Below are 21042 nucleotides of genomic sequence, written 5' to 3' on the forward strand. Positions count from 1 at the left end.
TTGGATTCTTATCTCGGCTTGTCGTATAGCGTTCCTACCATTTTGATTTGACGGTAGAGCATGAAAATTACGACTAATGCTAATGAGACATACACGGCGCTGAAAAGGTAGAATGAGTAGGCTATGCCAGGCATGGGGGTTACGGCGTCGGCGGTCCGCATGACGTTGTGGATAATCCAGGGTTGTCTGCCCACTTCTGTTACGGTCCAGCCAGCTTCCACGGCGATGAAGCCCAGCGGCGTTGCTGCAACGAACAATTTCAACAGCCACGGACTGGCGAGCCAGTTTTTCTTTTTCCAAAGCGCAATAAAATAAAGGATAGCAACCAGCATCATTGCCATGCCCATGCCGACCATAATCTGAAACGCATAATGCGTGATGGCTACCGGGGGCTGGTTTTCTTCGGGAATTTTATCCAGGCCTGTCACTTCTGATTCAAAATCACCGTGTGCCAGAAAGCTCAGGAAGCCAGGCAATTTTATGGCGTAATCCACCTTTTTATTCTCTTCGTCAGGGATGCCGCCGACGATCAGGGGCGCCGATTTTTCGGTATGGAAATGCGCTTCCATTGCTGCAAGCTTGGCGGGCTGGCGAATGGCCACATCTTTGGCCGAAATATCACCGCTTAATGGTTGCAAAATCGCAGCTACGCACCCGAATATCGCGGCTATTTTAAAGGATTTGGTATGAAAAAGCACATTCTCACCTTTCAGGATCATGAATGCGTGTACGCCCGCAACCGCAAAACCCGTGGCCACAAACGCAGCAATGGTCATATGAAGTGCCTGCGAAAACCACGCGTCATTGAACATGGCTTCGATAGGATCAATGTTAATATATTGGCCGTTGACAAAATCAAAACCAGCCGGACTGTTCATCCACGCATTGGCAGCCACTACCAGGATTCCCGATGCAAGTCCGCTTACGCCGACAATGACGCCGGTGAACCAGTGGAACCATTTGTTAAACCTGTCCCAACCATACAGGAAAAAACCCAGGGCGATGGCCTCAATAAAAAATGCCGTTCCTTCCAGCGAGAACGGCATTCCGAATATGGGGCCTGCGTGTTTCATAAATTCCGGCCATAAGAGCCCGAGTTCAAACGAAAGGACCGTCCCGGAGACGGCACCTGTGGCGAAGAAGATCGCAACGCCTTTGCTCCATGCTTTCGTGACGTTTTTATAAACAATGTTGTCGGTCCTGAGCCAATAGTAGTGCGCTACGGCCATAAAAAACGGCATCACCATGCCAATACAGGAAAATATAATGTGAAAACCCAGCGAAAGGGCCATCTGAGATCGGGCAGCTATAAAATCATCCATTGTGGAATTATTTTACTAAAAAATTGGAGGTCTCCAAAAACTTCCGGCACCAAAACCGGCACCATCCAAAACTAGTGAAGTCTTATATCAAGAACCAGTTTTTTGGTAAAAAGGATCAGGAGAAATGAGAGGAATAGGGAAAAATTTTGATGCTAAATCTTCTTTATGGAACCTGCACTTTCGAGTGAAATTTTAAATCAATATTAGTAATCAAACAAAAAATAATTAGTAATATTACTAATATATGAAACGCCAATGTTCTTGATATGTTAGGTATTATCGAAGATTATAAAGAATTAAAAAGTCATTTGGGTATCCTGATTGATAAGTCAGGATATAAAAATGCCTACATCGCAGAAAAAACCGGCATTCCTGCACCTAATTTTTCCCAAAAAAAGAAACGGGGAAACTGGTCGGTTGAGGAGGTGGAAAAAATTTTGAAAGTAATTGAAAATCAGGAGCTGGAAGATATCTTTCTTCTCGAGATTTTAAAGGACCGGGATAAGAGTGACACCTTAACTTTTGAGCAGTTCCAAAAAGAAATGGGATGGAACTAGTTGTCGAAAAGACATTTGTAAAGGAATTAAAACGTTGTCCGGATTATATTCAGCGACAAGTCGCTGTTGTTTTGAATACGATCAAAGTCGTTGATCACCTCATGGATATTCCTGACTGTTCCTTGCTGCAAGGAAAAGGCAACAAGGAATATTACCGGATTCGTGTGGGTGGTTACAGGATAGGCCTTAAATATGACGGTGGCACAATCAAGATTGTTTCCATCATTACTATCCAGTCACGCGGGGATATTTACAAAAAGTTTCCTCCTAAATAACGTTACCCATTCCGCTTCTTAGCCAGTCTTTTCTTCACAACATCTGCCGGGTATTTTAATGCGAGCTGCCTTATTTCGTAGGTGAATTCTTTGAATGTTTCTTCCCAGACTTCGGCTTCGCCGGGTTCGTAGTTGTAGAATCCGTGGGAGTTGGCGATACCTCGGCCGCCTTCGCGGACTACTTTATCGATCAGTTCGGGGACTTCGGTGCTGTTGTTTAAAGTAGGAAGCAGGTTTTTCATGACTGTGTGATATGCAGGCACGCCAGTCAGGTCCATCCATCGGAAAACACCGACCAATGTCATGAAATAGCCTGCATTGTTGCGGCACGAGCGGTCGACATCCTCAATGGTCGCGTAACCATTTTCTACCAGACTGATCGCCTCGCGGTACATGGCATACATGAGCCGGTTGGTGATAAATCCGGCAATGTCTTTTCTTACCAGGATTGGCTCTTTTCCCCATTTGTAAGAAAGTTCATACAGATATTCTGCATTTTTAATGTCCGTATCATCCCCGCAGATCACTTCCAGAAACCGCGTAGTATGCGCCGGTTCAGTCCAATGCAATCCCAGAAAGCGCTCAGGATGAAGCGTTAATTTTTGCAGCTGACTAATTGGAATAGCAGACGTGTTGCTCGACAACAATGCATCCGGCGCAATAACCGTTTCAACTTTTTTATATACTGAATTCTTGATATCAATGTCTTCAATCGTGCATTCGTTAACAATTTTGCACGGTTTCAGCTGAGCGTAATCCTCGGTAATGATGAGGTTTTTAAAATAGAATTCCGGGCCATTTTCAATGAGTCCCTTTTCTTTTGCATTTTCCAGATGTTCCCGAATCCTTCTTTCCGCATGAAGCAGATCCGCGCTCACAGGCGCAACGGCAATTACGGGATGGCCGGCAATCAGCAGGCAGGTCACTATACTGCAACCCATTAATCCCAAACCCACTATGCCGACCGGTATTTCATTTGGATTCATTTCAAGAATATTTATATAAAAGATGAAACAAAAAGGACTTATGCAGAGCTTCCTACTACAAAAAAAGAGCCCTGGAATCGCAATTCCAGGGCTCTTAACCTATTATTTACTCTGTATTTCAAACCGGGTCTATCGTGACCATCTATCTACTTCACTTTCCACTTCTTCACGGGTCTTTCCTAGTTTCTTTTGAAGCTTTCCAAGAAGTTCGTCTTCTTTTCCATCTTCATATAACAGGTCGTCGTCGGTCAAATCTGCATATTGTTGTTTGAATTTGCCTTTCAGCTCGTTCCAATTGCCTTTTACTTGTTGTGTGAAAGCACTCATGACTTTTTCTATTTAAATTTAAAAAGTAGCCTCGTTAGAAGCATTGAACTACACACAACAGTTCAAACATCATACCAAACCGTGTTTTGCGTCCTGGCTAAGTGATTTCAAGGATCAGTACAACCTTTTGTATGGAAAATCTTACGCAGATTGTGCAATCAGCTTATCAAGGCGTACAATTCCCTGCACCATAGAACGCACGGAATGGTAATTCACCTTCCATGAATGGCTCATATGCTTCCAGATCGGCTCTCCCTGGCGTGTCAGCAATGGCAGCCATTCGCCTACTTCATGGTGGATCATTTTATCAAACACAAAACGGTGCGTTGCGTCGTAAGCTTTTAGATATTTTTCATCGCCGTAAACACGGTAAGCGTCCAGCATGCCAATGATCACCTCGGCTTGCTGCCAAAACTCCTTTTCACGGTCATAAACTTCACCCGCGTGCGAGCCCTCCACATACACGCCGCCGAACTCCCAGTCGATGCCGTGTTCCACAGCGTGATCATACGAAGCCAGCAGTTGGTGCTGATAAGCGTCATAAGGCACGCCTGCAATGTCCAGCGCGTGCATAAGCAGCCATGCAAACTCTACATTATGGCCATAGCTGGTGTTGTCTTCGGCACTGCTTTTCATGCCGTCTTCTGAAAACCGGTCCCAGCCCCAGATAATGTCGAATTTGATCTGCGGTGCAACTGTCCAGTCTGCCCAGAATTGCGGGATGCCTGTTTTATAGGTTGGGTGCATGATTTTATGCAAAAGCAGCTCGATTATTTCCATCAGCTTGCGCTTATGCACCTGTTTTTGGCTCGCTTCATATAATGTAGTGAAGGCCTCCATCAAATGCATGTGCGCATCCAGGGTTTTGCGGTCGCCGCCAGCCGGGCCGCTGCCTTTCAGCTCCCAATTGCGGTGGAACATTTCAAAATAGCCGCCATAGTAAGTGTCTGCGCCATGGATTTGTAGCAGATCAAAAACCTTTTCTGCATATTCCAAACCCCTTGGATCGCCCGTTGCTAATGTGTATTCGGCCAGACTGTAGATAGCGAAGCTGTGTCCGTAAACGATCTTTTCATCGATCTTAACATTCCCTTTGCGGTCCATGAGCCAGTAAAAACCGCCATTTTCTTCATCCCACATTTTATTGATCAGGAAATCGACGCCGTGGCTTGCAATGGCAGCATAGCGACCGTCGCCATAGCCGGCCCTATGCGCAGAGGAAAATGTAAAAACAGTCCTGGTTTGCGCTATAAGCGACTTCTCATCCTCACCGGAGTCATTTCCGGCATTGTCGAAATGCGTAATAAAGCCGCCATTTTCCTTGTCTACACATCTGGTTTCCCAAAAAGGAAGCAGTTCAGTTGTTAAATGGTTGTGAATCTCGTCGCGGTAACTTTTTAGTTGATCAATGCTCATTTTGGAAATCCTATTTTATGTCCCGGGAAGGGCTGTTTTGTTTAAAGTTTTTTCTATTTAAGACCAGCTGATACTATAACTACTTAAAGGAAAAAATGGACTACTTGCCCGATATTTGCAAATGCTGAGACATACTTCGTAATTCGCAAAGAATTCTTTAACCTGAAATGATATGAGCAATCCTGAAATTGTAGAGATCCTGGAATTGACCGCCAAATTGATGGAACTGCATGGTGTGGATCCTTTTAAGATCAAAGGATATTCCATTGCGGCCTTTTACCTGGATAAATATAAGGAAGGAGAGCTCCAAAATATGACGGAACAGGAGCTTACCAAGTTGCAGGGCATTGGTAAAAGCACTGCCGGGAAAATTGTTCAGATCGCAAAAACAGGAACATTTCCCGAGCTCGAAGAGCTGCTGCGCAACACGCCGCTGGGGGTGATGGAAATGTTCAATATCAAAGGAATAGGTCCTAAAAAGATAGCCGTTCTGTGGCAAGAGCTGGGCATTGACAACCTGCACGAGCTCGAACTCGCTTGTTTGAATGGTTCAGTCGCCAAGCTCAAAGGTTTTGGCGGGAGCATTCAGCAAAAGATCATTGATTCATTGGCATTTTTGAAAGATCAGGCGGGCAAATTGCGGATGGACAAGGCAGAAGTAATTGCTGAGATGATCGTCAGGGAGCTGAAAAAAAACTTTGATCAGGTGGAAGTGGCAGGAGACATCCGGCGCCGCGCCGAAATTGTCGACAACATCAAAATCCTGGTCGGAACGGATTCGCCTGCTTTGTTGCAGACATTTATTGGCGACATTGAAATCCTGGTCCAGGATGAAAAGCGGTCGTCACCTTTTGTATGGCGGGGAAATGTGCAGGATGTGGCCGTTGGCATTGAAATTATCGCTTCAAAGCCGGAACGTGTTGTCAATGACTTATTTATAGAAACTTCTGACGCATTACATTTAGGCTATCCCACATCATCCGGCAGCACAATCTGGCGGCAAGCTCATTATGAAGCGGTTGAGAATGAAGAAGCCATTTACCAAAAAGCGGGATTGCCTTACATTGTTCCTGAAATGCGGGAAGGCGCCGGTGAATTTACCTGGGCTGAGACACATTCCGCGGACCAGCTCATTACCTGGGACGATCTGAAAGGGATTTTGCACAACCACAGCACTTATTCCGATGGCCAGCATACATTGGAACAAATGGCGCTGTATTGCCGGGAGCTGGGTTTTGAATATCTGGGAATTGCCGATCATTCGCAAACCGCCACATATGCTCAGGGTCTTAAAATAGAGGACGTCATCCGTCAGCATGAAGAAATCGAGAAACTGAATGCACGTTTTGCATCCGAAAATCCGGAAAAGCCCTTCAAAATTCTGAAAGGGATAGAATCCGATATTCTGGGTGACGGTTCGCTGGATTATCCAACCGAAATCCTGGCCTCATTCGATTACATTGTAGCGTCTGTGCACAGCAACCTTACCATGTCGTTGGAAAAGGCTACAACGCGCTTGCTAAAAGCCATTGAAAATCCATATACAACCATTTTGGGTCACCCAACCGGCCGCCTACTGCTCTCCCGCGAAGGCTATCCCATCGATCACAAAGCCATCATCGACGCCTGTGCAGCGCATAATGTCGTCATAGAAATCAACGCCTCTCCCTGGCGCCTCGACCTCGACTGGCGCTGGATTTCCTACTGCATGGAAAAAGGCGTCCTGCTCAGCATCAACCCCGACGCCCACTCCAAAGAAGGCTATTTCGACATGCATTACGGTGTAGCAGTAGCAAGAAAAGGCGGTTTGACGAAGGATATGACGTTCAATGCGTTTGGATTAGAGCGGATGGAGGAGTATTTAACCAGCCGTGGTAAGTGATAATCTGTATTATTTATATTATAATAAAATGTTAAAAGCTTACTATTTTTATATAAGTATAGTAAAATAGTATAACTATTTTTGTGTTGATATGGTTGACTAGGTATACTGCATCAACTAACACAAATTTCAATGTTTTTAGAAAGAGACATATATCCTTCATTAGTTCAACATTTGCCAAAAAGACAGATAACTGTCTTAACGGGGATGAGAAGAACTGGCAAAACTTCCTTGGTTAAGCAGCTTCTTGCACAGTCGAACATCCAACAAAAGCATTATTTCGATCTTGAAAGGATAGACATTAGAGCCATCTTTTCAGAACCTAATTATGAAACCATAATCCACGCGCTAACACAGCAAGGGACAGATTTTTCAAAGAAAGTGTTGATCGCCATTGACGAGATTCAGCTGGTGCCTAACCTCCCAAGCGTCCTGAAATACTTATACGACACTTATGACATTAAATTCATTGTGACGGGATCAAGTGCTTACTATATGAAAAATCAATTTTCGGAGTCGCTTGCAGGTAGGAAAAAGATTTTTGAGATTTTTCCGCTCCATTTTGGCGAGCTCCTTAAATTTAATGGTGTCAGCGCGATTCCCTTGAATTTTAGCCAGTCGGTCAATTATATCTCCTCGGAATATGAGCGGCTTAAAATGTATTATGACGACTATATCAATTTTGGGGGTTTTCCAGAGGTAGTTCTGGCTGATTCTGCGGCTGACAAGCGAGACCTGATCAGCGACATTTTAAGCTCCTATATTAATTTCGACCTTAATTTATTATCCGACATTCGCGATCCAACCAACTTGTATAAACTTATTAAATTGCTCTCTGTTCGCATCGGGACGAAATTGGATGTCTCGAAAATTACAAGTGTTATCGGGATACCGCGGGCAACGGTTGAAAACTATCTTGAACTTTTGGAAAAAAGCTACCTAATCAAAACAATTCCAGTTCTTTCCACAAGTCCTGATCGCGAAATTGTAAAAGCAAAGAAAGTTTATTTTTTAGATAATGGTGTTGCCTCATTATCAGGCGAATTAGGAAGTGGTTCTAAATTCGAAAATGCAGTTTTTAATCAACTAATGCATAAAGGAGAAGTAGCTTATTATCAGCTTAAAACGGGTCGGGAAATTGATTTTATCGTCGACAAAAACTATTGCTTTGAGGTGAAAGAAACGGCAACTGAGGCAGATTTGAAAAATGTTCAATCCTTGGCTAAAAATTTGAAAATCGCAACATGCTACGTGATAGGAAGGCATCCGGTTAAAGAAATTCGAAGGGTTCATTTGGGGAGGCTTTATCAGGTAAAGGTCCCCAAATGATGAATGTCTTAATCCTTCCCAAACACCAAAGCTAAAATCCTTGAAATCTTCGTCCGGTCGTTGTCGTCGAATAATTCGTGCACTTCTTCAACTTAGGCCGGGTTTTGCAGCCGTTTCAGTGAAGTCGGAGATCAATGCGCATTGTTACAAAATCCTTATTTCCTTATTTGTTTCAAAAATTTCCTGCGGCAAATAGGCAGTAATTCCTGTTTTTAATGCATCTATAAGCCTTGTTTTCATTTGTTCGCGATTCACCAGCAGGCAAACTTCACGCGCTGGCTCGGGAAACTGAAAGCTCCGGATATGTTTTTTCCTGATGTCAGAAAGCTCCATAACTGCCATTTCGGGCAGAATAGTAATGCCTCCGTTCTTTTCAACCATCCGGATCAACGTTTCTATACTGCCCGACCGGTAACTGAAACTACTGCCAAACTGACTATTCCGGCTCAACTCACAAAGTCGCTGGATCTGCGTGCGAAAACAATGTCCTTCTTCCAGCAGCCAGAGTTCATTAGGTTCGATATCTGCTGGCAGGATGTATTTTTTGGCATATAAATCAGTGTTTTCCGAAACATAGGCGTAAAAGCGTTCCTTATACAGCGGGATTTCCTGCAAGCTGCTTTCTTCGGATAGCGATGCAATGATCCCCACATCCAGATTGCCCAGTTTTAACTCACTTATGATCCTTTCCGTAATCATTTCAGACACATGCAGCTTAATGTCCGGATAATGACTGATAAATGGATTTACAAAATGCGGCAGCAGATAGGGAGCAATGGTTGGAATGATCCCTATCCGCAATTCGCCCGATAAATCACCATTGAAATGTTTGGCGATCTCATTCATCCGAGATGCTTCGCGCAAAATCGTTTTGGCCTGATCAATTATTTCACGGCCAATTCCGGTTGGAACAATCGGCTGCTTTGTCCGGTCAAAAATTTTAACAGCTAATTCTTCTTCCAACTTACGGATCATCATTGAAAGCGTAGGCTGGGTCACATTGCAATGTTCAGCCGCCTGAACAAAATGCCGGTAATTATCAACGGCTACAATGTATTCCAGTTGTTGAAGATTCATTTGATAGAGCAGAGTCAGTAGTATTAATAGATTTTATTTATGCAAAAGTACAATTTAAATGCTTTGGTCTATGATGGAATTGAGTTGGATTCTGAAATAATCGACATAGACATTCCATAGCTGCTATTCCAGCTTCTTCACAAGCGTGATGTTTAAAAGCGACCGCATTTGTGTAATCGCGATTTGATTAAGCTGAACCAGTCTATCCGAAGCACTTAACTTTTGTTGGATGAGCATTGCATTAATGCTTTCTAAATTGGAGAGGATAACTAGTTGCTCAATGGACGCGTTATCCCGCACATTGCCCATAATCCCTTTATTTTGATGACGCCACTCTTTGGCAGTCATTCCAAAGAGCGCCATATTGAGCAAATCCGCTTCGCTTGCATAAATCGCACTGCATTGTTCCCTGTTCAGTGATTTTGGAATAAGGTGAGCTTTGATTGCATCGGTATGAATCGTGTAGTTTACCTTGACCAGCGTTCTTTGCAGATTCCAGCTTTGATTCAGGCGATCGCTCTCCTCTGATTTCAGGCGTTGGAATTCTTTGATCAAGTACAATTTAAATGATGGAGAGATCCATGACGCGAATTCGAATGCAATATCCTTGTGCGCAAATGTGCCACTGGCATACCGTCCGCTTTTGGAAATCAGGCCGATAGCGTTCGTCTTTTCAATCCATTGCTTGGGTGACAACACAAATGAATTGCTGCCAGCATCATTTTTAAAGTCATCGAATTCGATGACTTTAAAATTCGAATTATGCATCTGTTCCCACAGTCCCATAAATTCAATTGTGAATCTTGTCCTGAGCCAATTTAAGACGAGCTGTCCGGCTAACTCCGGATTTTTGTGCTTGGCAATGTCTGTGAGGGATATGAAATCGTTGTCATTAATGTTCATAAGGGCGATTTCCTGCCCTGAAACTTGAATGGTTGTGTTTTTTGTCGGCATAGCATTGTTGGTTAAATGCTATTGAGACGTTGTTGATTGGAAAAAGTAACGGCTAATCCATAAACCTTTGGATTAAATGATGATTAAATTCACCTTATCGAACAGCTCTGGCTGGATTTTTTTATAATTGCTTTAATATGATCCACGTTTGTCACACTTTAATCCAATGAAAATGAAAAACTTGAAAGCATTAGTCTTGCTGGCCTTTATGGCATTTGCCGCGCCTTCATTTGCGCAAACTGCAACACCAGCCAAACCGGCTACCAACAAAACGACCGTTGCCACCAGGCAGACCGGAAATGACAAGACAACCATTAAGGTAAAAGCCAACGGAACGCCCGATAAGCGTTATGCTGAGAACAAGAAACTCAAAGCTGATGGGACGCCGGACAAGCGTTACAGCGAAAACAAGAACCTCAAAAAAGACGGCACGCCGGACAAACGTTACAAAAGCAATAAAGCCGACTCACTAAAAGCATCTAAAAAGCAATAGATCAAATAAATGCCGGAATTATTTTCCGGAAAATTTAGGGTAAGCGCCCGACTGGTTGTCATTCCAATGAACAGCCTAAGTCGGGCGCTTATTTTTTATCAGTAATCAATCATTGCAATGAACGTAGCCATCGCGGATCACGTGACATATTTAAGCAGAGATCGGGAAGCGGAGTTTGAACGGGTTTTTAAAGCACACTTCAAGGGACTTCATGCCTATGCCTGCACCATTCTGCGGGACGATGTTATGGCCGAGGAAATGGTGCAGAATGTGTTTTGCAGGCTTTGGGAAAAAACAGATCACATTGAAATCAAGGAATCGTTCAGCGGCTATCTCTACCGCTCGGTTTATCATGAAAGCCTTAATTATATCAAACATTTGAAAGTGAGGGACGCCTACCAAACGTACGCAATTAACCAAATGGAACACAGCAATAACACCTCCCATCCGCTGGAACTGAAAGAGCTTGAACAGCGCCTGGACAAAGCCCTTAAAGAATTGCCCGAAAAGTGCAGAACGATTTTCCAGATGAGCCGTTTTGAAGAACTGAAATACCAGGAAATCGCCGAACGCCTGCAATTGCCATTGAAAACGGTGGAAAATCAAATGGGTAAGGCACTGCGTCTGCTGCGCCTGAAACTGGTTGATTTCCTGCCCGCATCCATACTTTTATTTCTCCTCAGCTAATCCGTGCCGGTCATGAATAAAGAACTGAATTACAACATAGACGACCTGCTTGTCAAGGCTTTACTGGATGAGACGAGCGTCGCAGAACAGATCGAGATCAACCAATGGTTGTCCGACAGCGATGATAACCAGCGCTATTTCGAACATTTTGAATTGATATGGAACCAGAGCAAGCAACTCGCGGCACAGAGCGCCGTGGATGAAAACGCAGCCTGGGAACGGTTCCGCAAACGGACGCAGAAGAGTAGGGAAGAAGCGCCGGTAATCCCGCTTTTCGAACCCCAAAGGTCGTTCGCGTTCCTCAGGGTCGCTGCGATGATCGCTGCAACTTTGTGCACCGGCTGGCTTGCATATGTATTTTTTGGCCAAAATGCGGAACCGCAAATGCTGACTGTTCGATCAGGGGCAGAAACGGTGATCGATACATTGCCCGATGGGTCCATTGTGACTTTGAATAAAAAATCAAGCATTTCGTATCCGGCCGAATTCTCTGGCAGCAAAAGGGAGGTGTCATTAACGGGCGAGGCGTTTTTTGAGGTTACCAAAGACAAGACCAAACCGTTTGTGATCGCTGTGAATAATATGACCGTTAAGGTGTTGGGGACCAGTTTTAATGTGAAGGACAATGCGAAGAAGACAGAAGTGATCGTGGAAACCGGTTTGGTTGAAGTGGCTAAAAAAAACAAGTTTGTCCGCATTAGTCCAAAGCAGAAAGCAACCGTGCTTAAATCGCATCCGGCACTGGTTAAGGACGAAACGGCAGATGATTTTTACAAATATTACAGGACAAACAAGTTGGTTTGCAACGATACACCTTTGTGGAGATTAGTGGAAATACTGAATGAAACTTACGACGCCAACATTGTGATTGGAAATGAACGTCTGAACAACATGCCTATCAACACCACATTTGATACAAAGTCGCTGGACAGCACATTGAGCCTGATTAGTGAAACATTAACAATAAAAGTTGAGCATAGGGGAGAGCAGATCATTTTGAAATAGCACTTATCTTTCGGAATGAATCAGACTTTTACGAAACTGAACACGATTAAATACATTATTATCATGCTAATTATGCCCTGTGCAACCTACGCACAGGGCATTCTGAATAAAACCGTGAGCGTATCCGCGCAAAAACAACCTGTTTCAGAAGTATTAAAAAACATCAGCGACCAGGGAAAATTTTACTTTTCCTATAACAGCAACATCATTTCCGGCGATAGCCTGGTTACATTAAATGTAGCCCGGCAACCCGTCAGGCAGGTTTTGGGCCAGTTGTTCAGCAACAAATATCAATACAGGGAAAAAGGTGATTACCTGATCATTCTTCCCGCGGCGAAAGAAAAAGTGTTTTATATAAGCGGTCATATTTTCGATCAGGAAACCAATGTGCCCATCGATTACGCCAGCGTTTATTCAAGGCAGTTACTGGTTTCAACATTATCTGATGACGCCGGGCATTTCAGGATACGGATCAAAGACCGAAGCTTGCCTTTGAACCTGACAATCAGCAAAGTGGGCTATGGGGATACGACGATCGTGATCAATGAGGAAAGTGCAGATCTTCGGATCAATATTTTACAAAAAGCGGTTGACCTCGACCCACTCATCGTCCGCTATTCCGAAGGCGAATCCACGTGGCTTGGCCGTTTTTTCCTTTCCGCAAAGCTTCGCGCGCAAAGCCGCAACATTGGCCGTTTCTTTGTTGCATTGCCCTACCAGGCGTCATTGACACCAGGTTTGGGGACACATGGGCGGATGAGCTCGCAGGTTGTGAACAAATTTTCGCTTAACCTTCTGGGTGGTTATACGGCTGGCGTAAATGGCGCAGAAATAGCCGGTGGCTTTAATATTTCAAAGCAGGATGTGCGCTATGCCCAGATCGCAGGGCTATTTAATGTGGTTTCGGGTGATGTAAAAGGCGCCCAGGTAGCTGGCTTTCTGAATCACATTCTTGACTCGCTGAGCGGCGTTCAGGTCTCCGGATTTGCTGGGAGTGTCAAAAAAAATGTTAGTGGTTCGCAAGTCAGTGGATTTTTGAGCCGTTCCGCAGGGCCGTTGCGAGGTGTGCAGGTGTCAGGTGCATTGAGCATTCTTGGTGATAGATCGAGCGGTGCGCAGATTTCGGGCGCTTACAACCACGCTTCGGAAGATTTCAACGGTGTACAGGTTGGCGGTGGGGTTAATGTAGTCAAAGGCAACCTTTCGGGGGGACAAATTAGCGGAGGGATCAACATAGGCAAGCGTGAGGTGCGCGGGTTTCAGCTCGCGACCATAAATGTGGCCAGGCGGCTTCACGGAACGCAGCTGGGCATTGTTAACATTGCAGACAGTTCGTCGGGTTTGAGTTTAGGGTTGATCAACATTATCAAAAAAAGCACTTCCAATATTTCTGTTTATGCCAATGACGTTACGCCTTTGAATGTGGCCTGGAAGATGGGGACGCACAAATTCTACAGCATACTCATGGTCGGCTCCACCACAGGCAGACAAAACAAGGTCCTTACTTTCGGTGCTGGAATAGGGCGGGAGTTTTTTCCATTCAAAAAGGTTGGCTTCTTCACCGAAATCCTCAATCAGAACATTTACACCACCAGCTGGGATAAGCTGCCCTTCATTTACCGCTTCCAAACTGCCCTTACTTACAAGCTGAATAAACGCCTTATGCTCTTCGCCGGCCCGTCATTCAACATTTACGACAGCGATGGCTTCCAAACCGAAAAAGGCTACAAATCCTTCCCCCCAAAGGGTTACCCCGACTTCAAGATTGGCAACAAAAACATGACTTCCTGGATCGGCTGGCAAGGTGGTTTGAGCTGGCGTTATGGTAGATTTTAGTTCTTAATTCGAGTCAAAATTCCGGATAATCTTCATCAGTTCGGGCATATTATGCTGCATCCATTTCGGTAATCTTGTCTTCCTGATAAAACTGATTTCCCAATTCTCCAATGTGAGAATGTGTACGGCGTTCATGGAACTGTTGTCGATAAACGTGAGCTTGTTTATCAAGGATAAGTTTTGGTCCAGGAATTTGATGTTACCGTAAAAGTTTTCGTAAATGTGAGCAGGCGCAACATGATGTCCACCCTGTGAAACGCGCACAGCAACCCTCTGTAAAGATATGTTAACGCTTTCAAGTGCCAGGAAAATCATATTAATCTTATATCCTGCTTGTTGAAACCGTCTGATGGTTTTCCAGGAACTTTCGGTGCTGAAATGTCCTTCGTAGGCATAGTCCTTATATCCCGTAATAGCGTTATTAACCTGTTCTTCGAAGATATTTTGAAGGTCTTCGTCCGCCAACTCACGGGCATACTTGGCGACTTTGGTCATCTTATAATGCTTATCCAGCAATTGATAAAATAGTTTGTCACCATCAAAAACCGGAAGGTTAGTGAGCTTTAAATTTAAAATGTTGGCATTTGAAGACTTTCCGGCGCCATTTGGTCCCGTGATAACGAACAGCTCAGGCATACTGGAACGCAGGCAGATTGAGCTCTTTCCTAACACCGGCAATCTCACCGGTTGTCAATGGTCTCACCTCTACGATCGTTTGTAAATCGTCTGCCAGGGTCATTATTTTCATAGAGCCATCAGGGAACTCATAGATGAAGCCCTCGGTGGTAATTTTTGTGTCATGAAGCATAAAGGGAAAACCTTTCTCAAAAGTTTCCAAACGAAGATCCTTCAAATGCTCATTCAGACGCGATTCCTCCTTAGTTATCATATATTATTGTTATAGTGTCCTGATCGTAACCAAAAATAGCAAAATTCGGGATGCTGTGAAAGTTGAGGGTAGCAGTATTTTACAGGCTCAATACATTTACTAAATATCTTCTTCAAATTTTTAGGGTAACCCCGCCTCTCGTTGTCGGTACTTTGCATACAGCAATTGGACCGGATTGAAGGCCTGCAATTTTGGGGTTCCTGCGGACTGTATGTGTTTAAATGATTTCTTTTTAAATACATTCACATGAAAAATTTAAGATTTTGCGCGGCTAAGGCTGCACTTCTCAGCATATTCCTTTTCGGTTTATCCCTTGTTTCTTTTGGTCAGCATGACAGCACATCGGTCGTGCACTTTGGCCTTATATATCCGCTCAGCACCAATGGCAAACACGCGGCGTCCTATACAAACCAGTTTTCGCTCCACGCCATTGCCGGGCTGTCCAAATCAGAAACCGGTGTGGCCATCGCAGGCGCTGCGAATATCATCAAACAGGACGCTTCGGGATTGCAAATGGCTGGCGCGGTAAACCTGATATCCAACAATGCAAAAGGAGTTCAAATTGCGGGAGGGGCTAACATTATCGGGAATAATGCCAACGGAATCCAGATGGCAGGTTTTTCAAATATTGTTAAGAATGAAGCAAAAGGCGCGCAGATTGCGGGTTTCATGAACCTGGCCGGAAGCTCGCAGTCGGTGCAAATGGCTGGTTTTGCCAACATTACACGCAATGATGCGAAGGGATTGCAGGTGAGCGGGTTTCTGAATAAGTGCAAGAATGTCAATGGGCAGGTTGCCGGTTTTGCTAACATTGCCAAGAATGTGAAAGGCATCCAACTGGCTGGTTTGATCAACATTGCCGACACCAGCGATTACCCGATCGCCATTTTCAATTTTATCAAAAGTGGTGAAAAATCCATTGCGGTAACGGTTGACGAATCCATGACGACCATCGCCTCATTCCGTTCCGGTGGCCGCGTTTTGTATGGGATTGCCGGGATTGGATACAATTTGAAAGATAGCAAACACGATTTGTACGCTGTGGAAGCAGGTTTGGGAGCACACATTAAGCTGGTAAACAATTTCAGGCTCAATCTCGAAGCCGTGAGTCATTCACTTTCCAACTTCAAAAAGGCTCACTATTTTAAAAATTCACTCCGCATTATCCCGGCTTACAAAATTGGCAGCAAACTCGAAATCTTCGCTGGCCCGACCATCAATTACGTAAGTTACAAGCGCGAAAATGACTACGATTTTGTCAAAAAATATATCTGGAAAAACGATAGTTCAAAAGATTTCCAGGGTGTTCACCTAGGGTTCAATACGGGCATTCAGTTTATTCTATAATGCGGGCCGTGCAAACTTTGCCTTGGAGAGAAGGGCGGGGACTTACCGCTTTTCTCTTCCGGAAGGGCACCGCGAGCCTGTCCGTTCACATCTGGCGATCAATCGCTCGCTTGATTTATCTGATATTCAAGCACATTTGGCCTTATCGCAAAAATGTGATCCTCAAAAATCTGGCGATCTGTTTTCCCGAACTTTCAAATGCAGAGACAGCTGTGTTGGCCGATCGGTATTACAGGCATCTGGCGGATCTTATTATTGAGCCTTTCCTGGTGCGTAAACTGTCGCCGCAGGACCTTGCAAAGTTTGTTAGCTATGGCAATCAGTCTGTTTTGCATCAGTTGATAAAGGAGAAAAAGGACATTGTGCTTATGGTTTCACATTATGGCAATTGGGAATATTTGCTTTCCCTGCCGCTGCTAACCGATTGCAATGTGCTTGCCGCTTACTCGCCAGTCTCAAACAGAATGTTGAACGAAAAACTGAAAGGGCTGAGAAGCCGCTTTGGCGTGAAGCTGGTCCCGAAGACTCATTGGTATCGCTCGGTAGTCAATTGGCAGGATACGAAGCCCACCATTTTTATCAACATTGCGGACCAGAGACCCGCCGATGCGGGCAAACATGTCGTTCAGTTCTTTCGCCATAATACGTATATACAGACAGGTGCAGCACGGATGGCGATCCGACGAAATAGTGCCGTGGTGTATCTGGATGTCCAACAACGCGGCGTGAATAAATATAATTTTCGATTTAACCTGCTAGTGAAGGACGCAGCAAAAATGACCGAAACAGAAATTATGAAACTGTATTATGCAGAGTTGGAAATGAGTATCAGGCGCCAGCCGGAGTTATGGCTTTGGTCTCACAACAGATGGAAATTCGGTTTTCCTGGCGCTTTGCCTCAAAAGCCTATAAATGTTGATTCAGCGAAAGGTGTGAGTCAGTCGTAAAATCAAAGGGCGACGCCAATTTTGGCGTCGCCCTTTTTTGCGTCGTATCGTACTGAGTTACCTAGAAAAGCCCTTTCGCTTTATCTAGTGCTGCGTCCAGGCCGCTTGCGTCCGAACCGCCAGCTGTTGCAAAGAATGGCTGACCGCCACCGCCGCCACGAATTTCCTTCGCAAGATCTTTCACGATCTTACCAGCATTCAAACCCGTTTCCTGCACGATATTTTCAGCAATAAACACCGAAAGCTGCGGCTTACCAGCGATTTCTGTCCCAAAAACAGCGATCAGGTTTTCGATCTGGTCGCGCAATTCATATGATAATTGTTTTAATGAATCAGCATTTGGCACGTCCACTTTCTCTACGATCAGGTTGAATGTGCTGTGCTTTTTCATATTGTCGATCAATGTCGTTTTCAGCGACTGGATCTTTTCGTTTTCAAGCGAAACAATCCTTTTTTGCAAAGCATTGCGTTCATCCAGTAAGCTCTCCACGGCCTTGATCAGATCCGTTGGGTTTTTGAGCAAATCTTTGATTTTCGTCAATGTTGCTTCCTGTTCACGCATGATTTCAAGCGCTTTCGCACCCGTAACCGCTTCTACACGACGCACGCCTGCGGATACAGATCCTTCGGAAATAAATTTAAAAACACCAATCTGGCCCGTTGATGGAATGTGCGTTCCACCGCAAAGCTCGAAAGAGTAAGTCGGGTCAAAAATGATCAGACGAACAAAATCGCCATATTTCTCACCGAATGTCGCCGTTGCACCCTGATCCAATGCCTGCTTGATCGGCACGTTCCTTCTTTCGTCCAATGCAATGTCCTCACGGATTTTTTCATTGACACGGTCTTCAATTTTTTGCAGTTCCTCGTCGGTCACTTTCGCAAAGTGGGAAAAGTCGAAACGCAGCACTTCGTCGTTCAGGTAAGAGCCCTTCTGGCCGATGTGCGTGCCCAGCACTTCCCGCATTGCCGACAGCATTAAGTGCGTTGCCGAGTGATTTGCCTTGATCTTTTCACGGCGGTCGCTATCGATTTTAGCGACGATAATTCCTGCATTTTGTAGTGCGTCATCCAGATTTTTATCCAACGAAATATGTACAAAAAGGTCGTTTTCTTTCTTGGTATCCACGATCCGGATTGTTTTCTTACCATCCGCCAGACCGTTATCCAGGAGCAGGACGCCTGTGTCACCAACTTGTCCACCCATTTCAGCGTAGAACGGTGTGCGGTCCAGGACAATGTGATATTCTTCTCCCGTTTTTGTCTTAACCTTGCGATATTTGATAATCTGGCTGTGCGTTTCTTCAAAATCATATCCTAAAAACTCAACGCCGTCCGCCTCACGCAGCTCGATCCAGTCTGTCGCCTCTTTCGCCGCATCCTGTCTCGATCGGTTTTTCTGTTCTCTCAATGCATCCTGGAAACCTGTTTCATCAATTTGAAACCCTTTTTCCCTTGCGATAAGCGCGGTAAGGTCAACCGGAAAGCCAAATGTGTCGCTCAGTTCAAAAACCTCGTTACCGGCTATGGTATTAATGCCCTTCTCTTTCAAAGAATGCACAATCACATCCAGTCGTTTCAAGCCCGATTCAAGCGTTCTTAAAAAGCTCTTTTCTTCTTCCAGGATCACCCGCGTCACAAATTCTTCCTGTGATTTCAGATCCGTGAAAACATCTTTAAACTGCTCAGCCAGAACAGGGACCAGCTTGTAGAAAAACGGCTCTTGAAAACCAAGATAGGAATAACCATAACGAACTGCGCGGCGCAAAATCCGGCGGATAACGTAACCAGCTTTGTTGTTGGAAGGCAGCTGACCATCCGTAATCGCAAATGCAACTGCCCGGATATGGTCTGCAATAACGCGCATTGCAATATCCGCAAATGGCTCATCATTAACGCCGTATCGCTTGCCGGACAATGTTTCCAGAACCTGGATCGTGTTTTGAAAAACGTCTGTATCATAATTAGAAGTCTTAGCCTGAACCGCCATACACAAGCGTTCGAAGCCCATTCCTGTATCCACATGCGTGGCAGGAAGCGGCACGAGCGAGCTGTCGGCTTTGCGTTCAAACTGCATGAAAACGAGGTTCCAGATCTCTACAACCTGCGGATGATCATTATTAACCAGCGATTTCCCGGAAATTTCCGTCACTTCCGAGGCAGGGCGCAAATCAATATGAATTTCTGAGCAAGGACCACACGGACCTGTATCGCCCATTTCCCAGAAATTGTCTTTTTTATTTCCTAAAATAATGCGGTCTTCACCCACGATCGGCTTCCAGAGATCCCAGGCCTCCTGATCAAACGGAACGCCATCTTTGGAATCACCCTCAAAAACCGACACATAAAGCCGGTCCTTCGGAAGTTTATAAACCTCCGTCAAAAGCTCCCACGCCCAGGTAATTGCCTCTTTTTTGAAATAATCGCCAAAAGACCAGTTGCCCAGCATTTCAAACATGGTATGATGATAAGTATCAAAACCAACGTCCTCTAAATCATTGTGTTTTCCTGAAACCCGGAGGCATTTCTGAGTATCCGCAATGCGGCGGGAGGGAGGCGTGCCATTGCCCAGAAAGAAGTCTTTAAACTGCGCCATCCCCGAGTTGTTAAACATGAGGGTAGGGTCGTTTTTAGCCACCAAAGGTGCCGAAGGCACAATTAAATGTTGTTTACTCCTAAAAAAATCAAGAAAAGCCTGACGTATTTGATGCGAGGTCATTGTATATATTTTGGTCCTTATAGTCTACGAAACAGGGGGCAAATGTAAGGAAAAAATGCGTTTAGTTGCCGGTAAGCCAGGCTCATCTCTCAAATTAGAATTTGGGGTTACAGTGATCAGCATTTAGTCTTTTAGGAAAGCCATTTTGAGTATAAACCTGCCGGGATTTTCTTTTTTATAAAATTCACTGATCCTGCGGTGCTGTTGTTTGCAGGGATTTTTGCAAATGGATTTTTGATTTTTATACCAAAGGGAATGTGCCTTTTGAATTTATAATGTGCTTGAAATGAAACCGTTTTCGGAGTTATCGGCGGAAGAGTTAGCGATGGAAAACCTATTCATTAGATGGGTCCGGTTTCCCGATGATCCACCTATCCGCTCTTTTTGGGAAGGCTGGATGACGAAGTATCCGTCCATGAAAGACACCGTTGCCAGAGCCAGGGAACTCGTTTTGGTGGCGTCCGACTGGAAGCCTGATTCGCTTTCGAGCCAGGAGGTAAATTCAATCTGGGGGAGGATCCGGAATTCTCTGGACATCATTACCGAGCGTGATCCCGCCCAAACAAGCGCCGGTGCCCTTAAAAAACCCGTGGCTTCAAGTAACATTATCCTTGGTGTAATTTCCATGGCACTACTTATTCTGCTTGCCTTCTTTTTCTTCTCCATAATAAATTAGTACCCGCTTCATCTGGGGTATTTATATTAAATAATATTAGTATAGTACCAAAATCCGTAGTGCACAAACCGCTGCATCTCACTCCACTTAGTGAGCTGATTGGTAATATTTTACAATAAAATATTTGATACTGAATATTCTGGCAACGTTCCCGATAACGTTTGCATAAATAAAAATCTGCTTTTACTTCCGCGTTAAGGCACTTATCGCTATTCTCGATTCCGCCTTTGAAATTGTACTTTATGTACAAAAAATGTTGTTATCGGAATTGTTCTAAAACAGCTTGCAAATCGCGGTAACCTTTTCTCAACACTTCCA

Annotated in this window: 20 protein-coding genes; 11 read left to right on the forward strand and 9 right to left on the reverse strand. The window is 44.6% G+C overall.

Features of this window, described 5'->3' with window-relative positions; translation table 11 throughout:
• Positions 1 to 8 precede the first annotated feature (8 nt).
• Entirely contained in the window at positions 9 to 1322 is a 1314-nt protein-coding gene (locus LZG74_RS07690) for a cytochrome ubiquinol oxidase subunit I (RefSeq protein ID WP_233795982.1), read from the reverse strand.
• A 266-nt stretch (positions 1323 to 1588) separates the two neighbouring features.
• Between LZG74_RS07690 and LZG74_RS07695 the strand changes: the two genes are divergently transcribed.
• On the forward strand, positions 1589 to 1879 hold the full coding sequence (locus LZG74_RS07695; RefSeq protein WP_233795983.1) for a hypothetical protein: 291 nt from the start codon (positions 1589 to 1591) through the stop codon (positions 1877 to 1879).
• Positions 1870 to 2154: a type II toxin-antitoxin system RelE/ParE family toxin gene (locus tag LZG74_RS07700; protein WP_233795984.1), complete on the forward strand. Its 285-nt coding sequence runs from the start codon at positions 1870 to 1872 to the stop codon at positions 2152 to 2154. Before LZG74_RS07695 ends, LZG74_RS07700 begins: the two co-directional genes overlap by 10 nt.
• Before the next feature lie 2 nt (positions 2155 to 2156).
• Here the strand turns inward: LZG74_RS07700 and LZG74_RS07705 are convergent, their stop codons facing one another.
• From LZG74_RS07705 to LZG74_RS07715, 3 genes are all read right to left on the reverse strand, one after another.
• Positions 2157 to 3140 (reverse strand): 3-hydroxyacyl-CoA dehydrogenase family protein, encoded by a 984-nt coding sequence (locus LZG74_RS07705; RefSeq protein WP_233795985.1) that lies wholly within the window; start codon positions 3138 to 3140, stop codon positions 2157 to 2159.
• Positions 3141 to 3269: 129 nt separating this feature from the next.
• Positions 3270 to 3467, reverse strand: coding sequence for a CsbD family protein (locus tag LZG74_RS07710; RefSeq protein ID WP_026630426.1), 198 nt, complete (start codon positions 3465 to 3467; stop codon positions 3270 to 3272).
• A 141-nt stretch (positions 3468 to 3608) separates the two neighbouring features.
• Complete coding sequence (locus LZG74_RS07715; protein WP_233795986.1) at positions 3609 to 4883, reverse strand: AGE family epimerase/isomerase; 1275 nt, start codon at positions 4881 to 4883, stop codon at positions 3609 to 3611.
• A gap of 172 nt (positions 4884 to 5055) precedes the next feature.
• On the opposite strand from LZG74_RS07715, the gene LZG74_RS07720 reads away from it, so the two are divergent.
• The gene (locus LZG74_RS07720) at positions 5056 to 6765 is read left to right on the forward strand and encodes a DNA polymerase/3'-5' exonuclease PolX (RefSeq protein WP_233795987.1); all 1710 of its coding nucleotides are present in this window, start codon (positions 5056 to 5058) and stop codon (positions 6763 to 6765) included.
• 207 nt (positions 6766 to 6972) lie between these two features.
• Positions 6973 to 8094: an ATP-binding protein gene (locus tag LZG74_RS07725; RefSeq protein ID WP_233795988.1), complete on the forward strand. Its 1122-nt coding sequence runs from the start codon at positions 6973 to 6975 to the stop codon at positions 8092 to 8094.
• Between the two features lie 144 nt (positions 8095 to 8238).
• Here the strand turns inward: LZG74_RS07725 and LZG74_RS07730 are convergent, their stop codons facing one another.
• The gene (locus LZG74_RS07730; protein ID WP_233795989.1) at positions 8239 to 9171 is read right to left on the reverse strand and encodes a hydrogen peroxide-inducible genes activator; all 933 of its coding nucleotides are present in this window, start codon (positions 9169 to 9171) and stop codon (positions 8239 to 8241) included.
• A 123-nt stretch (positions 9172 to 9294) separates the two neighbouring features.
• Entirely contained in the window at positions 9295 to 10125 is an 831-nt protein-coding gene (locus LZG74_RS07735; RefSeq protein ID WP_233795990.1) for a KilA-N domain-containing protein, read from the reverse strand.
• 172 nt (positions 10126 to 10297) lie between these two features.
• Between LZG74_RS07735 and LZG74_RS07740 the strand changes: the two genes are divergently transcribed.
• From LZG74_RS07740 to LZG74_RS07755, 4 genes are all read left to right on the forward strand, one after another.
• Entirely contained in the window at positions 10298 to 10618 is a 321-nt protein-coding gene (locus LZG74_RS07740) for a hypothetical protein (RefSeq protein ID WP_233795991.1), read from the forward strand.
• Between the two features lie 117 nt (positions 10619 to 10735).
• A complete protein-coding gene (locus LZG74_RS07745; RefSeq protein ID WP_233795992.1) occupies positions 10736 to 11305 on the forward strand; it encodes an RNA polymerase sigma-70 factor in 570 nt (189 codons plus the stop codon).
• Positions 11306 to 11317: 12 nt separating this feature from the next.
• On the forward strand, positions 11318 to 12310 hold the full coding sequence (locus LZG74_RS07750; protein WP_233795993.1) for a FecR family protein: 993 nt from the start codon (positions 11318 to 11320) through the stop codon (positions 12308 to 12310).
• A 15-nt stretch (positions 12311 to 12325) separates the two neighbouring features.
• Positions 12326 to 14146, forward strand: a complete 1821-nt coding sequence (locus LZG74_RS07755; protein ID WP_233795994.1) for an STN and carboxypeptidase regulatory-like domain-containing protein — start codon at positions 12326 to 12328, stop codon at positions 14144 to 14146.
• Positions 14147 to 14149: 3 nt separating this feature from the next.
• Here LZG74_RS07755 and LZG74_RS07760 read toward each other — a convergent pair whose 3' ends face one another.
• On the reverse strand, positions 14150 to 14782 hold the full coding sequence (locus tag LZG74_RS07760; protein WP_233795995.1) for a zeta toxin family protein: 633 nt from the start codon (positions 14780 to 14782) through the stop codon (positions 14150 to 14152).
• A complete protein-coding gene (locus tag LZG74_RS07765; RefSeq protein ID WP_233795996.1) occupies positions 14775 to 15035 on the reverse strand; it encodes a hypothetical protein in 261 nt (86 codons plus the stop codon). The genes LZG74_RS07760 and LZG74_RS07765 overlap by 8 nt, the downstream gene beginning before the upstream one ends.
• Before the next feature lie 246 nt (positions 15036 to 15281).
• Here LZG74_RS07765 and LZG74_RS07770 point away from each other — a divergent pair, with 246 nt between their 5' ends.
• Positions 15282 to 16382: a hypothetical protein gene (locus tag LZG74_RS07770; RefSeq protein WP_233795997.1), complete on the forward strand. Its 1101-nt coding sequence runs from the start codon at positions 15282 to 15284 to the stop codon at positions 16380 to 16382.
• 17 nt (positions 16383 to 16399) lie between these two features.
• Positions 16400 to 17329, forward strand: a complete 930-nt coding sequence (locus tag LZG74_RS07775) for a lysophospholipid acyltransferase family protein (protein ID WP_233795998.1) — start codon at positions 16400 to 16402, stop codon at positions 17327 to 17329.
• A gap of 61 nt (positions 17330 to 17390) precedes the next feature.
• Here the strand turns inward: LZG74_RS07775 and alaS are convergent, their stop codons facing one another.
• On the reverse strand, positions 17391 to 20048 hold the full coding sequence (alaS, locus tag LZG74_RS07780) for an alanine--tRNA ligase (RefSeq protein WP_233795999.1): 2658 nt from the start codon (positions 20046 to 20048) through the stop codon (positions 17391 to 17393).
• Between the two features lie 286 nt (positions 20049 to 20334).
• On the opposite strand from alaS, the gene LZG74_RS07785 reads away from it, so the two are divergent.
• Positions 20335 to 20724 carry a hypothetical protein gene (locus LZG74_RS07785; protein WP_233796000.1) on the forward strand — a complete coding sequence of 130 codons (390 nt, stop codon included), beginning with the start codon at positions 20335 to 20337 and terminating at the stop codon, positions 20722 to 20724.
• The last annotated feature ends 318 nt before the right edge of the window (positions 20725 to 21042 follow it).

It is taken from the genome of Dyadobacter sp. CY327 (assembly GCF_021390415.1).
GTDB lineage: Bacteria > Bacteroidota > Bacteroidia > Cytophagales > Spirosomataceae > Dyadobacter > Dyadobacter chenhuakuii.

Coding starts and splice junctions, on each gene's coding strand:
- LZG74_RS07690 (WP_233795982.1), bottom strand. CDS start 1,322: ATGGATGATTTTATAGCTGCCCGATCTCAGATGGCCCTTTCGCTGGGT.
- LZG74_RS07695 (WP_233795983.1), top strand. CDS start 1,589: ATGTTAGGTATTATCGAAGATTATAAAGAATTAAAAAGTCATTTGGGT.
- LZG74_RS07700 (WP_233795984.1), top strand. CDS start 1,870: ATGGAACTAGTTGTCGAAAAGACATTTGTAAAGGAATTAAAACGTTGT.
- LZG74_RS07705 (WP_233795985.1), bottom strand. CDS start 3,140: ATGAATCCAAATGAAATACCGGTCGGCATAGTGGGTTTGGGATTAATG.
- LZG74_RS07710 (WP_026630426.1), bottom strand. CDS start 3,467: ATGAGTGCTTTCACACAACAAGTAAAAGGCAATTGGAACGAGCTGAAA.
- LZG74_RS07715 (WP_233795986.1), bottom strand. CDS start 4,883: ATGAGCATTGATCAACTAAAAAGTTACCGCGACGAGATTCACAACCAT.
- LZG74_RS07720 (WP_233795987.1), top strand. CDS start 5,056: ATGAGCAATCCTGAAATTGTAGAGATCCTGGAATTGACCGCCAAATTG.
- LZG74_RS07725 (WP_233795988.1), top strand. CDS start 6,973: ATGAGAAGAACTGGCAAAACTTCCTTGGTTAAGCAGCTTCTTGCACAG.
- LZG74_RS07730 (WP_233795989.1), bottom strand. CDS start 9,171: ATGAATCTTCAACAACTGGAATACATTGTAGCCGTTGATAATTACCGG.
- LZG74_RS07735 (WP_233795990.1), bottom strand. CDS start 10,125: ATGCCGACAAAAAACACAACCATTCAAGTTTCAGGGCAGGAAATCGCC.
- LZG74_RS07740 (WP_233795991.1), top strand. CDS start 10,298: ATGAAAAACTTGAAAGCATTAGTCTTGCTGGCCTTTATGGCATTTGCC.
- LZG74_RS07745 (WP_233795992.1), top strand. CDS start 10,736: ATGAACGTAGCCATCGCGGATCACGTGACATATTTAAGCAGAGATCGG.
- LZG74_RS07750 (WP_233795993.1), top strand. CDS start 11,318: ATGAATAAAGAACTGAATTACAACATAGACGACCTGCTTGTCAAGGCT.
- LZG74_RS07755 (WP_233795994.1), top strand. CDS start 12,326: ATGAATCAGACTTTTACGAAACTGAACACGATTAAATACATTATTATC.
- LZG74_RS07760 (WP_233795995.1), bottom strand. CDS start 14,782: ATGCCTGAGCTGTTCGTTATCACGGGACCAAATGGCGCCGGAAAGTCT.
- LZG74_RS07765 (WP_233795996.1), bottom strand. CDS start 15,035: ATGATAACTAAGGAGGAATCGCGTCTGAATGAGCATTTGAAGGATCTT.
- LZG74_RS07770 (WP_233795997.1), top strand. CDS start 15,282: ATGAAAAATTTAAGATTTTGCGCGGCTAAGGCTGCACTTCTCAGCATA.
- alaS (WP_233795999.1), bottom strand. CDS start 20,048: ATGACCTCGCATCAAATACGTCAGGCTTTTCTTGATTTTTTTAGGAGT.
- LZG74_RS07785 (WP_233796000.1), top strand. CDS start 20,335: ATGAAACCGTTTTCGGAGTTATCGGCGGAAGAGTTAGCGATGGAAAAC.